Origin of the sequence: Chryseobacterium camelliae (assembly GCF_002770595.1) — a bacterium.
GTDB lineage: Bacteria > Bacteroidota > Bacteroidia > Flavobacteriales > Weeksellaceae > Chryseobacterium > Chryseobacterium camelliae.
The window spans coordinates 1548784-1563521 of record NZ_CP022986.1; the positions used below are offsets into that span (position 1 = coordinate 1548784).

General features: G+C 37.3%; 12 protein-coding genes. 3 read left to right on the forward strand and 9 right to left on the reverse strand.

Annotation, left to right across the window (positions count from 1 at the left end; genetic code table 11):
• Window positions 1–78: 78 nt before the first annotated feature.
• Both CGB83_RS07105 and dinB read right to left on the reverse strand, forming a co-directional pair.
• On the reverse strand, window positions 79–3123 hold the full coding sequence (locus CGB83_RS07105; RefSeq protein WP_100075186.1) for a DNA polymerase III subunit alpha: 3045 nt from the start codon (window positions 3121–3123) through the stop codon (window positions 79–81).
• Between the two features lie 11 nt (window positions 3124–3134).
• Window positions 3135–4283, reverse strand: coding sequence for a DNA polymerase IV (dinB, locus tag CGB83_RS07110; RefSeq protein WP_100075187.1), 1149 nt, complete (start codon window positions 4281–4283; stop codon window positions 3135–3137).
• An 80-nt stretch (window positions 4284–4363) separates the two neighbouring features.
• On the opposite strand from dinB, the gene CGB83_RS07115 reads away from it, so the two are divergent.
• Complete coding sequence (locus CGB83_RS07115; RefSeq protein ID WP_100075188.1) at window positions 4364–5137, forward strand: XRE family transcriptional regulator; 774 nt, start codon at window positions 4364–4366, stop codon at window positions 5135–5137.
• Window positions 5138–5141: 4 nt separating this feature from the next.
• Here CGB83_RS07115 and CGB83_RS07120 read toward each other — a convergent pair whose 3' ends face one another.
• From CGB83_RS07120 to CGB83_RS07155, 7 genes are all read right to left on the reverse strand, one after another.
• Window positions 5142–6353, reverse strand: a complete 1212-nt coding sequence (locus CGB83_RS07120) for a hypothetical protein (RefSeq protein ID WP_100075189.1) — start codon at window positions 6351–6353, stop codon at window positions 5142–5144.
• Between the two features lie 194 nt (window positions 6354–6547).
• Complete coding sequence (locus CGB83_RS07125) at window positions 6548–7573, reverse strand: hypothetical protein (RefSeq protein WP_100075190.1); 1026 nt, start codon at window positions 7571–7573, stop codon at window positions 6548–6550.
• A gap of 372 nt (window positions 7574–7945) precedes the next feature.
• On the reverse strand, window positions 7946–8713 hold the full coding sequence (locus CGB83_RS07135) for a DUF2314 domain-containing protein (RefSeq protein ID WP_100075192.1): 768 nt from the start codon (window positions 8711–8713) through the stop codon (window positions 7946–7948).
• 98 nt (window positions 8714–8811) lie between these two features.
• Window positions 8812–9267: a ribonuclease E inhibitor RraB gene (locus CGB83_RS07140; RefSeq protein WP_100075193.1), complete on the reverse strand. Its 456-nt coding sequence runs from the start codon at window positions 9265–9267 to the stop codon at window positions 8812–8814.
• 11 nt (window positions 9268–9278) lie between these two features.
• Window positions 9279–9788: a hypothetical protein gene (locus CGB83_RS07145; RefSeq protein WP_100075194.1), complete on the reverse strand. Its 510-nt coding sequence runs from the start codon at window positions 9786–9788 to the stop codon at window positions 9279–9281.
• Between the two features lie 11 nt (window positions 9789–9799).
• Window positions 9800–11050, reverse strand: coding sequence for an RHS repeat domain-containing protein (locus CGB83_RS20445; RefSeq protein WP_228420124.1), 1251 nt, complete (start codon window positions 11048–11050; stop codon window positions 9800–9802).
• Between the two features lie 28 nt (window positions 11051–11078).
• Entirely contained in the window at window positions 11079–12479 is a 1401-nt protein-coding gene (locus CGB83_RS07155; RefSeq protein ID WP_157761368.1) for a hypothetical protein, read from the reverse strand.
• A gap of 657 nt (window positions 12480–13136) precedes the next feature.
• Here CGB83_RS07155 and CGB83_RS07160 point away from each other — a divergent pair.
• Complete coding sequence (locus CGB83_RS07160) at window positions 13137–13622, forward strand: sigma-70 family RNA polymerase sigma factor (protein ID WP_157761369.1); 486 nt, start codon at window positions 13137–13139, stop codon at window positions 13620–13622.
• A gap of 93 nt (window positions 13623–13715) precedes the next feature.
• Complete coding sequence (locus CGB83_RS07165; RefSeq protein ID WP_100075197.1) at window positions 13716–14612, forward strand: FecR family protein; 897 nt, start codon at window positions 13716–13718, stop codon at window positions 14610–14612.
• Window positions 14613–14738 lie beyond the last annotated feature (126 nt).

Genomic DNA, 14738 nt, shown 5'->3' on the forward strand with positions numbered 1-14738 from the left:
AACAAATATATTTAAAAAGATCAACTGATTATTACTTTCAGTAAGAAACTCTTTATACGTAAAAAAACGATAAATCATTTAAAGTTTTTTCCTTGGAAGTCCAATTTCATGCTCCTGCGGATAAGGCGCTCTAAAAGTCAAACTGACATCTTCCTTGATCCGCTGTTGCGCCTCATATTTCTTTTCCTCATCGTGCGAATACCTTGGATCAGCAATAAATGGCATCTTTGCCATCTTGGTGATGGTAATTGTCGGAAAATGAAAGTCCACTTCGACTATTCCCAAAAGCAAATAACATCCCCCACCCTGAAAAGGATATTTTTCAAGGCAGTTCGGGAAATGAGCTGTATCAAAATAGTTTCCTTCCACATCTATCCATGTTCCGAAGTACATTGTTCCCCGTTTCGTCGGGACGTGTTTTCTTGAGATCAGATAGGCAAGCATCTTCACCTCTTTTTTGTGATGATGCGTAAGTTCCTTTGCCATCACTGTTCCTCTGTACTTGGTTTGTAGCAGATCGAATGGCGTACAGGAAACCGGAAAGCTTAATATCTCTATCTCATCAAAGGCATCCTCAAACATATTTCTTTTTAGCTCCGGAAATTTATACTCCTTCGCCGGTTCTTCAAAAAGAGTTTGAAATCTTTTCTCCGGTTTAAAATCCCCCAGTAAAATGCGCGCTTTGAGCAATAGTTCATTCTTTGGAACACCTGAAAAACGAAATGCTCCGATAAAAATCAACGTCTGCAAAGTCTCAATACCAATTGGAACCCTCTTGATAAAATCTTCCATTGACCTATACTCCCCATTTGCCTTTCTTTCCTTCGGTATCAGCTGAGCGAGTTTCGATTCGACTTTTTCAAGAAGCATCAGTCCCAGATATATTTCCTCTCCATAAATCGTTGTTTCGTACTCGCTTCTATTGACACATGGATTCAATATAATACCCCCTGACATCCTTGCCTCATGTACATAGACCTCTGTCCTATAGAAACCGCCCATATTATTTATCGCCGAAACCATAAACTCCAATGGATAATAAACTTTCAGGTAAAGCGATTGATAACTTTCCACTGCATAGGAAGCGGAATGGGCCTTACAAAATGAATACCCTGCAAAAGATTCGATCTGCCGGTAAATTTCTTTACTCAACTCCTCAGGATGCCCCTGTTCTCTGCAAGATGCAAAAAAATCATCCTTAACTTTTTGAAGTGCACTTAACGACCTACCTTTTCCGCTCATTGCTCTTCGCAGGATATCCCCGTCAGCAGCAGAAACCCCTCCATAATGCAATGCGATCTTGATCACGTCTTCTTGATATACCATAATGCCATAGGTTTCCCCTAACTGATTCTCAAAAACAGGATGGAAATATTCAAACTTGTCCGGGTTGTTATGCCTAAAGATGTATTCCCGCATCATTCCCGATTGGGCAACACCTGGTCTGATAATGGATGAAGCAGCAACCAATACTTTATAGTTATCACACTTTAACCTTCTGAGTAAACCGCGCATAGCGGGCGATTCAATATAAAAACAGCCTATGGTTCTACCCTGACTTAAATATTCATTGCATTTTTGTTCATCTTTAGAAATCGTAGTGTCTTTTATATTGACTTTAATTCCCCTTTTTTCTTCCAGTAGTCTTACGGTATCGTTAATCGTACCAAGCCCTCTTTGTGATAAAATATCAAATTTTTCAAAACCGACCTCTTCAGCAACATGCATATCCCATTGTACAATGGGAAATCCCTTTGGTGGCAACTCTAGGGCTGTAAAATTTGTCAGCGGTTCCTCGGAAATAATAATCCCGCAGGAATGCATACTCCGCTGGTTAGGAAATTTTTCAAGCAGCTTCCCATACTTCTGCACCTGCTTTACTATATCGTCCCGAAATACACGCTCTGGATATTTGCTGAGCTCGTCAAGCTCCTCCTTGGGAAGTCCAAATGCTTTGCCTACTTCCCGAATGATAGAACGGTATTTAAACTCTACATTAGTACCGCAGAAGGCGACATACTCTTTACCGTATCTATTGAAAATATAATCCAGAATAATATCTCTTTCCTGCCATGACCAATCAATATCAAAGTCAGGCGGACTTTTTCGGTTAAGATTCAAGAACCTTTCAAAATATAGATCAAGCTCAATCGGACATATATCTGTAATACCGAGACAATAAGCGACTATCGAGTTCGCTCCGCTCCCACGTCCCACATGCATAAAGCCCATGCTATTACTGTATCGGATGATATCCCATGTAATCAGAAAATAACCGCTAAAGTTCAATTCGTCGATGACCTTTAGCTCTTTCTCAATCCGCTGTTTTGCCTGCTCATGATTTCTACCGTACCGTCTTTCCAATCCCGCATAAGCTAAACGGGTCAGAAGTTTAAGGTCATCGGCCTTTGTACCTGTATAATGTTTTCTATTTCTGGGCGTCGAAAACGCAAAATCAAAGCTGCATTTTGAAAGTAATTTTTGCGTATTCTCAATAATTTCGGGATAGTGACGATAAATTCTATGTATTGAATCCACAGAACGAAAATATTCCGATTTTCTGCACACTTCTTTTTCCGGAAGTTTGGAAAGAAGTAAATTGTTATCAATGGCACGTAAGATCCTATGAAGATTATATTCCTTCTTTGTACTAAATGTAACCGGGCAGAGAACAACCATTTTTGATATTAGCCTTTTTAATTCAGGTCTTATCAACAGATTGAGTTCATCCTCACGGATACCGATATATTCATTATCACGAAGATTTTTAGGGAAATTATCCAAAGGATAAATAATAAAATTGTCCCTTAAATCCGGCTGTAACGGTAAATCGAACCCATCACAATTATACGAAGTAAGCATTCTGTTTACTTCTGAAAGTCCTCTAAAGTCCTTAGCAATTGTTATATAGTACAGTTCACTACCTTTACGCACTTCCACCCCTACAACCGGACGAATATTATTTTTTTCACATTTCTTTTTAAATTCGTAGATACCGGTTACCGTATTTATATCGGTTAGAACAAGTTCCTCTATTCCCAGAGCTAATGCCTGCGAAATAAGTTCATCTATGGAAAGCGTTCCATAACGAAGGCTGTGAAAGGAATGGCAGTTTAAAAACATACTTGCACATGCTAACGTGAAAAATTAAAACCTACAGCACGACCTACCGCACCTTTACCGAAACGGTTTTTGATGTTGTCCATCGCCTGATATAAACTGATCAGTTCAGCATTGTCTTCAAAAAGATTCATCTGGTAGCTACCGTGAACGAGATCCGTCAATCGTAAACCCACTAAACGGAGCCGCATACGTCTCGTATAAATCTTATCAAAAAGTTCCAGCGCAACCCGCGCCAATGTATGGTCTGAGGAGGTATAGCTCACCCGGCATTGCTTGGACTCCGTATCAAAGTTGGAGTATCTGATCTTGATCACAACTGTAGAAGTCAGCCACTTTTCCTGACGGAGCTGATGGGCAAGCTGCTCTGCCATACCCGATATCAGGCTTTTAACCTCAAAGACATCCATCGTATCACTGCTAAAAGTTCTCTCTTTTGAAATTGACTTTCTTTCGGAATAAGGTATAACAGGGGTTTCGTCAATACCATTCGCCTTTTTCCACAGATCGACTCCATTTTTTCCAATCATCTGCTGTAGGACATCAACAGGCATTTCTGAAAGTGTGCCGATAGTCCGGATACCGACTCTCGAAAAAAGCTGGAAAGTTGCACTCCCGACCATCGGCATTTTTTTTATAGACAAAGGATTTAAAAATGACTGAACACCAAATGAAGGAATCTCTCGATGTCCGTGAGGCTTTGACTCGCCAGTCCCGATCTTACTTACCGTTTTATTCGTCGATAGTGCATAACTGATGGGTAAACCTGTTTCCTTCTCGATCTTGGCTCCGAGTTCGTTGGTCCATTTATAAGCTCCGAAAAACCTGTCCATCCCAGTTAGATCCAGATAAAACTCATCGATTGAAGCCTTTTCCATTACCGGGGCACTTTCCTCGATCACCTCAGTGACCATATGTGACATCTTGGAATACAGTTCCATATCACCCTTAACAACTTTTGCTTGCGGGCAGAGACGAAGCGCCATTTTCATGGGCATAGCTGACCGTACCCCGAACGTTCTTGCTTCATAGCTACATGAAGAAACAACACCCCTGTCACCTCCACCAATGATCAGTGGAATCCCATCTAAACTGGAATTTATCAGTCTTTCGCAGGATACGAAAAACGTATCCAGGTCCAAATGCACTATCGATCGCTCCATATTGTTTACTAATTTATTTAGCAAAATTGATAAGATTTTTCACAATTTATATTACATTTGTTGTGAAAAATATTCACAAAATGTCAACACGCTCTATTTTAGCTGATAACATAAGGTATTTAAGGATGCAGCAGATACCGGAACTCTCGCAACAGCAGATTGCTGACAGGCTGTTTGTGACAAGAGTTTCTTATGCAAAATATGAGACCGCAAAAGCTTCGCCTCCGCTGGAAGTTTTGCTAGCGATTTCAAGATATTACCACATCAGTACAGATCTGCTGCTGACTGTAGATCTAAGAAAATATAAGCTGCAGGAAATGCTTAACCTTCCGGATAATAGAATCCTGCTACCCATAAAAACTGATTCATTAGGAGAAAATAAAATAGAAATAATACCCTATAAAGCCTCAATGGGCTATCTTTCAGGATATGCTGATCCAGAATATATTGAAGGTCTGCAAACAATGTCACTACCATTCCTTCATAATGGAAAATATAGAGCTTTTCCAGCAGTAGGCGATTCAATGCCTCCCTATCAGGATGGTACCTACATTGTCGGAAAATACGTTGAGAGTATTCAAGATATCAGTGTAGGCAAAACGCATGTACTGGTAACCCGCACAGGATTTACTTTCAAACGCATTGAAACTATCAACGACAGTTCCATTACCGTAAAATCTGACAACACATTTTATGATAGTTACGATATTTCATTTGCCGACCTTTGGGAGGTTTGGCAATATGCAGGCAGCTTTTCATCTAGGGAACAGGAAATAATTGACTTCGCTGGAGATGACATAAAATCAATGCTGATAAAATTGATGCAAGAGGTAAGGGAATTAAAAGCCCGATAAATACTTAATCAACATCCTTTTTATCAATGATACTTTCATAAAATTCATTTAGCTTTTTCACCAAGGCTTTAAATACCTCCAGATCAGTTGCAGTCTCCTGGAGACCCAACCTTTGTTTGCACGAATTATACCGTTTCTCAAAACTGGAATCACTTAGGTGCCCATGTAATTGTCTCAAATCATTCAGCACAAATAGAGGTGCAATCAATGTTTCTGCGTCACTTTTCAAAAGCACTCTTTCAATGAACAATGATAAAAGCTTTAAACTGCCTAACTTTCTACCCTCTTTATTTACTAAATCTTCATCAGCTAAACCAGATTTTTTTAAGATTTCTCTTAGCGATTGATCTTGAATATTCTCTACAAGATATTTATTTAAACTGAGAAACGCAGAAAATACCTGCTCCCTTTCTTCCATTATCGGGGGCTTATAATATTCAGATAACTTGCTGACATCAACTTTGGTGAGATCTATTCCAAATTTATCTCTAATTTCAGAATTGAATTGATTTTTTAAATAAAATAAGCGTGTTTCGTTATCAGAATTCTGAAAAGCATCATCTGGAGAATATGGATTCTGACTTAAATAAAATTTTGAAAAAACTTCATGATCGGACGGAACGTTTGAGGCTTGAAATCGTTTCAGATGGGGCTTCATATCTTCATCCCTGAAATCTTCATCAAGATCACCAAGCCATTTAAACAATTTTCCATTCCTGTTAATTCCAAATCCCCAACTAAATAATGGTTCTCCCTTGAAATATATATTACAAGAGGAAAACGAGGTAAATTTTACTGAGTAATCAGGATGGCCATTATAATAAATCAAAAGATCCTTGTCGAAGAAAACCGGAGTCAAATATCCATCATCCTCCGGACGATATAATCCTGGAATTATATAGTAATCTAAAGGATCATATTGAAATCCCAAATGATCATATCGTTTAAATCTCTTTTCTGTATCCAGCTTTGAAAAAACGTATTTCAAAGGCATGTCAAAAAACTCCCCTTCCTTTATTTCGCCGATCATTTCATCCCTAAACTTCATGAAATTATCACCGGGAAGAATACTTTCCCTGTCACCGCAGCTTTTACATAAATAAAAAGGTATTTTGATCCCGAAACCTTTCTTATTATCTGCATCATTGAAGTTTACACCGGCAAATTCAATAAATCTATAATCCCCACATTTTTTACATTTAAGCGGATGTCCCATACTTAAAATTTTAAAGTTTTTGTCGAACTTTTCTTAACAATGACGATTTGTAATTCAGCTCGCTTTCCAGTTTTGCAAAAAAGTCGATCCTAATTTAGTTATACCCAAATATAAAGAAATTGAACTCACGATATGCAACTTCATTCTTTGCAAAATCAAACCTAAGTCAACATAAATAATAAACCTCTGGAAGATTATCGTTTTAACCTAACGTCTTCATATTTTTTTCTTTCCGTCTTAAGAGAAACGAGCCATTCCAGATACATCCCTTCAGGCATATTTCTATACCCAATCTTGTGAATATAATTGTACTCTTTGTTCAATGACGAAAGTAGTTCCTTTGCTTTTGGATCAGATTTTTCCATTTTCAGATATTGTTCCTTGTGAGTTTCTGCCCGCAATAGTAATGCTGTTATTAAATTTGGGCTGACTTTCAAGGCCCTTTCAGCACATTTTAGCGCAAAGCTCCCGTCACTTTCAGGAAAAGACCGTTTATAAGCATTCGCCAGATCGACTAAACATAAACCGAGGCTTTCGCGGTTATCTAATGCTTTCATATAAATCCCATTTTCAATGGCATTTAAGTGAATAAATCCCGATGCCATCAGCCAGGCGTCCTGCGGAAAGATACCGCTGGTTAATTCTGTATTATACCAGCCAATGGATTTTATATTATGTTTGATATAAATATGGTTTGGTGCCAGCGCAAGATTTGCTTCAACGCCGATTTCCTCCGCAAGAATTTTATAGAGGTACGGTAATGAATTACAATTTCCTCTCTGCGTAGTTACCAGTTTTGAAACAAAATGGCTTGTCAAATCTTTGTGTCCGAAGACATCTTCAAAATCGTATGTAAATGGTTTATAGTGTACCGTATCTTGATCGATTAAAATAGGTGTTTCTTCACAGATAACTGAAAAAATCGACGCATATTTACTAACCTTATCTTTATCTATTTCATTATAAGTAAGCTCCCGATTTCGAAGAATAGTTTTACAGAAATTTGCCATAAATTTTATTTTCCTGTTTACTTCAACCGTATCTAACTTACCTTGATAATATGCATTCTCCGTACTCAGGACAGCCACTTTAAAACTATATTTCTGCTTATCATTGAGCATATTATCAATAGTTAAATATGCTTCATCATAAAATCGGTTCTCCTGCGATTTCACCCAACCGGCAATGAAAATAAATAAAGAGATATAAAAGTATTTCATAATTAGGTTCCCAAAAATTGGTTTATTTAATTGTTCTGATTATCCAGATGATCAATGATATCGATCACCAATATATCATCGGTTTTCCGACCATATTGTGAAAGGAAGTGATCTATTAAGAAACAAAGCTGGTTAAGTGAGCAAAGACGTTCGAACCATATTTGTTCTTCTTTTAGTAATCCCGACATATCGTTTCGAGATCGAAAAAATTTATAATCTGCATCAGTACTGACCGTGCATTCTGCATACAGAATAATGTTCTCATAGTCGGTATTGCTCAGGTCACCACTAAGCAGTTCATTGATTGTATTCGTCCTTACCGCCTTAATAATTTTATCTAATTTCATGGTTATCCACTTTTCATAATAGTTTTCAGTCAACTAGGTTCAGTACTTTCCAGCCATCATCTTTTATAAAACCTACCCAAAATTTATTACTTACCGTTGAGCCATCTTCAAATATTATCCTTTCCTCAATAAACTGCTGCCCTGCCCGACTATCAAGCAATGTAAATACCCTTTCTATGTTTTCGAAATTTGGAAATCCATTCCTTTCAAGATCTTCTAATAATGATATTTTAAGAACGGTTTTAATTTTTGAATGTATGTCCTTGCTAAATTCCAAATTGCTTTCAAGCAGAACATTTTCAGCTTCCATATTAAAATCCTTACATGAAAGAACACCTTCTATATTTTTTTCACTGTAAAAATTCTCAAGTGCAATAATTGCCCCTTCCGCAGTTGAACGGTCTGCCTTATATAAATCATTTCCAAGATCAATCCGAAATCCACAGTGTATCTCGAAATCAACCTTTTTATCTTCTGACAATGTCTCATTGTAATATCGAATTGTATAACCTCCAATCAACCGCTGATCCACAATTAACATCCAATCTACAGCCTCAGCAATCAAAATACTATGGACCTCGTTGTTTTCTGGCAACACGCCGTGGTAACGGCCGTTCTCAACTCTGACATTTTCCAACCACACAAAAATTTCGCTCTTATTCTTAAATTTAATGGCCGAATAACCGCAATAACCATCACCAATTATTTCATTGAAATACCAAATTGTGTTTTTTGCCTTATATAATAAGTAGAGATAATCGTCATTTATCTCGAATTCTAAGATATTTTTCATTTAATGGGTCAAACTAGGCGGGGGTTAAATTCTTGTATTAAGATGCCTAAGAAAGCTCCTAACACTTTAAGTTTTTTACAAGATGTATACAGTTTTTATTACTTCACAGCAATCTGCCATCCATCAAAAACACTACTATTCTTTTCTGCTATTTTAGACATTTCTTTTGCCCATCCAACAACTGCCTCTTCGTTAATTGAGACAGGCTTTGTGTAACCAATTACGGCAAAATCCTTTTTATCATGCATCTGCCTATATCCAGCTGTATACCCCATAAGTTCTAAGTATTTATTTAATTTCTTTGCATTTTCCGCACTTGAACTTATAAAGAAGAATTCAATTTTATGTTTTGAATTCCTTTCAATTCCATTTTTGTACAAATCAATAACCGCCTTTCTATCTAACTCCTCTATGGCCTTTTCGGCATCAGAATACGTCGACTCAATAATCTTGTAGTCTACAACAGAAGACGAATCAACAATCACTTTGTCTGTCTTCTTATCGCAAGAAAGACTAATTGCAAGAACAAATAATACAACTAATACTCTAATCATCTCTGCGTTTTTTAAGAAAAGTCTGGATAAACGAAATTATATTTTCCAATCTTTATTCTTTCTACTATAGCAAATGGGGGAATTACAATTCCTACCTCCGCATTGGTATTCTCCCCTACCAGTTTACCTACCTTTGTGAAATCTTTATCATTAATTTTCCACACATACCAGTTTTCGGAAACCTTTATAGGTTCTTCACCGACTTTTTTGCCATAATCATTTGTATCTCTAAATAGAATATTGTCTATGGCAGGATAAACAGTACTTTTTCCCTCCTGCGTAAACAAAGCTTGTTTTACTCCGATATTAATCATTGTATGTGCATGAAAGTCAATCTCTCCAGCTGTTACTTCCGCAAAATCAGGAATTTCATCACTTGGATATTCTCTTTTGAAGGAACGGATAACGTCACTATTTAATTGGGTTAAATCGTTTGCTATATATTGAAAATACTTCTTTTTACCATTATCCAATGTTACTGAAAACATATCACCGATCTCCGTTTTAACTCTTTTTGCCATTTTATTTCTTTTTAAGGTGCTTTAACCCCAAAATTACTCCAATATTTGGGAGCAATTGAATTTATTTTATTTAATAACTGACCTCCATTTTTCTGTAGTCCATACTGATTGATCAAATTCTGTTCTGCTACGCGAGCTTCCTGCAATGTCATTCCAGAAGCACCTTCTATTTGTCTGAAAAATAGACTGCCCTTCTCACCGCCCTTAGCAGCATGTTGAGCAAATCTAGAAGCAAATGGCTGGCTGGTTCTTCCAATATACTTAACTTCCCCTGCAGCATTTAAGCCTTCATATAATCCATGTAGCTTTTCCGTTGTTTCGGTAGCAACTGTTGCCCTTCTAATAATAGCGTTTAGAGCACCTCCTGTTACCGCACCAATGACAGCATCCTGAACTAACGGATTTTCCGCAACAAGTGTTTGAATCTCTGTTTTTCCTCTTGAATCTGGAATTCCGCTTATTGTTGGAGCATTAGGATCGCCAAACATCGCCATACTTAATCCAGGCGCCATATCACCCGCGTGAATTAGGGGATCTAAATTGGTCATAACCCCTAAGGGTGCTAAAAGAGAATTGTTGGTATAAGAACCATTAGCATTTAACGCCGTTGTAGTTCCATTTTCAGTTGTATAAGTTCCCGATTTTCCTAAATAGGTTTCATTAGCTCCAGCCGTGGATTGACTTGTTGCATTGTTATTCCAATAAACAGTATTTGATTCCCTATTATGCACCCAATCAAAAGCCGCTCTACCATCAGGATCAATATTTTTAATGGGATTATTAAAGGCATAATTGTAAGGTGTCCAATTCGAAAACTCCTCGCTTAAAGGATCGGGACTGATCCACCTGCCATGCGTATCACCAATCGGTTGTGCATCGGGATCATCTAAATTTACTTCAATAAAATCAACGATTTCCCCTTTTTTAACATTAAAAGTAACAGAACCAATGGTAACGATGCTATCCTGATCATGAAATTCAAGATACTTTCCCTTGCTCAGCGTAGCTACCTTCGGATAATAGCCATATTTTTTAAATGGGTTACCCGCCTCAATATTTTTTCTTCTTCTTTCCGCCTCAACTGGCGTTAAGGAATCTCTGGTTTTTAGAACCTCACTCATGTAAGGTCTTGCTTTTTCTTCTCTGGTAAGTTTTACCGGATTGACCCACTCCTTTTTACCGGTCAATTTCTTATTCTGTTTTACCTGCGCTTGGTTAAATCCAATAAAAAACAGCAGAATAAATAATAAAATCCTTCTCATATTTAAGTTTGTATTTCGAATTATATGGTTATAAAAATTCCTTTGGAATAGCATACACTTTAGGACTTTCCTTCTTCGGTGTAATTGCTTTTACCTTTTTAGCTTCTTCACGCTGTTTTTGGGCGTTGAGTAGTCTTACCCGTTCAGCAATCTCATCACTTTTTTGCTTATTTTCGGTACTCTTCAATGATCCTAACCATTGTTCATACTGCTCCGGAGGCATCTGGGCAAAACCTGATTGATCGATGTAATCAAAACCAGCCTTGATACCCAGAAACTGATCTTCCAGTGGCGGATAGCTTCTGATCTTTTGCAGCTGTTCTTTATTTTCAGGATCGATACCTAGACGGTTACAGGCCTGCATAAACCTCATTTGGTCAGTATTACTTTTCCATAGAGTTGCGTTAATATTGTTCGGATTCAGTTCCAGCGCCTTCCCCAAAACTTTGGCAACAAACTCATCATAGCCAAACTTGTGGATATACCCACTGGCGAGATCCACATAGGTCTGAGAAAGAACATCTTTCTTTGTTAAATTTTGCATATAAAGCTTATTCTTGAGGGCTTCAGCTTTAATATATCCTGAATTCAGAACAAACGAATTTGCTGAAAACATGCCGTTGGTTAACTCTACGCTTAACACTTCGCCATCATTATCCTTAAAACGTATATAAGAATGGTTAGGTGACAAAACCAAAAAGGCTTCTGCACCGATCTGTTCTGCCAAGATCAAATACAACAACGGCATAGAATGACATTGGCCACTGTTGGTTTTCATCAGTTTGGAAACAAACATTTTACTGTAGTCCTTTGCCCCCATATAATCCTCAAAATCATATTTGACCGCTTTGTGAACAACTTTTCCATTCTGCTTGGTATCCTGTGCAAAGTATTTGAAAATTGAAAGATTTTTAGAAACATTGTCAGATTCATCAATACCACTTTTCTTAATATCTTGCCTGATTAGCGAAGTCGCTTTCTGTATCTGCTGCTGATAAGCCGACTGAAAATTCCTGTCATTATTGTTGTATGCATTTTCAACGATAAATACAGCATCTGCAAGTGTATACCCCTCCGGATCGAGCTTTAGTAAATTATCATAGGCCCTGTAGTAAGAATCAGTTCCTTTCTTTTCGGATAAAGAACTGAGATTATAGCGTTTTGCATCAGCTTCTTCCCTGATTAAAGCCATCTGGCGTTCAACCTCTCTGTTAATCTCTTCCTGATCGTCTTGGTGGGTAGTCTTTTTTTTATAAAGATTTGAATTAGCATTAATATTTGGGGAGGCAGGTCTAGGGGTGGGTTGATTATTCAGACCCGCGGGTATACTGTAAAGATTGGAGACAGCAGGTCTTTGCGGCAGATTTGGAATCTGTCCATAGATATAGGGATAGCATAAAAATAAGCTAAATAATAATATTTGTCTCATCTCATAGGTGTGTTTTTTAAGGTTAATTTTGGCTTCGCAATATATTTTAATTTATAACACTACGGTATCCGTATTTTCACGGAAATAGTATCAGATTTTCTGATAGATTGTTCTTTATCAAAGATATATAAGCGAAATTATACTGTCAGAACGACAAAACATGTCGTATAATGGATAAAATTATAAGGTATTAACCTGATGCATCCCTGGGAAAATACAAAAGGCATGAAACCAGATACGTCATCTTTGAGAGGTACTGCGAAGAACCCATAACCTAATGACGACCTAGCCCATGCCCGTATGACGATGCACAGGCGTAAGTCTGTCAATAGGAGGTTATTTGGAAGTTTCGCAGTTTTCTCAAACCTTTTTGACAGCTTACGCTTTATTTTCGATAAAATTTAGGGTACTAAGATATAAATATTTTTATTAACGATAATTATTATCACTAAAATATGATATAGCTTTCAAAAATTCCGATAAATAACTAAAATCGCCAATAAAGTATAACTGAGTTCAGTGTTTATACCACAACAATGCAAATATATTACTAAAATAAACAATTTTAATAAATTATACTTAAATTTGTAGAACTGCGAAATTCCTAAATAACCTAGAATGCCGTTATTTTCACGTCATACAAATAATCACGATCTTATGTTTCAGCAAATTTATGATACATATTGGAACCGTATTTTTGTTATGGTGGCCCGAAAAGTCAAAGACCGCGATGATATATTCGACGTTATGCAGAATATCTTTTTTCATCTATGGATCTACAGGAATTCACTTACCCAGCACAACGCTGAAAGTGCCATCGTAAAAACTTGCGTTCAGGAGATTTCAAAATACTTCACGAATCTGAATAAGCAACCTTATACCACAGAACTAAGTAATCTCCAATTACCCGATGACTCTGCCGAAATGCTCCAGGCCCAGTTTGAAAAAGACAGAGAACTCGAACTTTTGAAGTTGAATATTGACCAGCTTCCTCCCATAAGAAGGAAAATTTTCACCATGAACAAGTATGAGGGCATTACTCAGGAAAAAATCGCAACACAACTCAATTTATCCACTAAAGCTGTAAAAAAACAGATCGGAAAGGCACTTATATTTCTTAGAGAACATCAAAACCATTCTTAAATTTTGTTAAAATCAGTTAATTTCAGTTAAAGTTCTGTTTACAGCGGGGGCTATTATTGCCGTTTTCGGGTATACATAATAAAGCCCTTTATTATGAACAGGAGAAAACACTCCCAACCAACTGCGATAGATGAAGCAAAAGAGTTATGGGATAGCCTCGCAAATGATTCAGACGCAGATATAGAGCCTCCTACAGTGCAGGAAGCAAAAGAGTTTCATCAAAAACTTTATGCGAGAATAGAAGCACATGAAGCACAAAAGAGAAGGAGAAAGACGTTCCGTTATTCTTCCATGCTGATCGCCGCTTCCCTGGTCATTATTTTTAGTATAATAGCCTACAGAACGTTCTTTCTACCTGATGTATATAGGGCATATCATGATGATTTGAAGGTTACTTTAAAGGATGGATCAACAGCTATCTTGGCAAAGGGAGCTATATTAACGGTCGAGAAATCATTTCCAGCAGCAACAAGAGATGTCTTTCTCAAAGGGGATGCAGTTTTTAATGTAACCAAATCCAAAAATCATCCCTTCATCGTACATGCCGGACTTTATGAAACAAAAGTTCTGGGTACAGTTTTTAAAATCACCCAGCATAAAACAGCCTTCAATGTTGATCTGTATGAGGGCAAAGTGCAGGTTATAAAAACTGAAAAACCAGCAGAAACATTTATTATACATCCGAAAGAGACATTCTCCAATCAAGGCTCTAAAGATGTTGCGACCATTGTTGATACTAAAAGTAAAGGTCAATCTCAAACCAACAATTCGGCGACTGTTTCATTAACTGATTTAGAACTTTCTAATGCCATAAAAATTTTAGAAAATACCTACGGCATAAAAATTCTGTTCCCGTCAGCGGTTGCAAATTCAAAAATTAGTGCTACAAAAGAAAAAGCCACAGCAGCAGATTTGATAAGACTCATCTCACTCAAACTGAACCTAAAAACTACCAAAATAAATGATAAAACATTTCAATTGGAGGAATAGACTATGGTCGATCCATACTCCTGCCCTGATTCCGTACTCCTAATGAAACTGGTGTGGAAGAATACAATAAAGAGACCGACGGGTGCAACCGTCGGCCAAGAAGTATTCAACCAATAACTGTTCGAT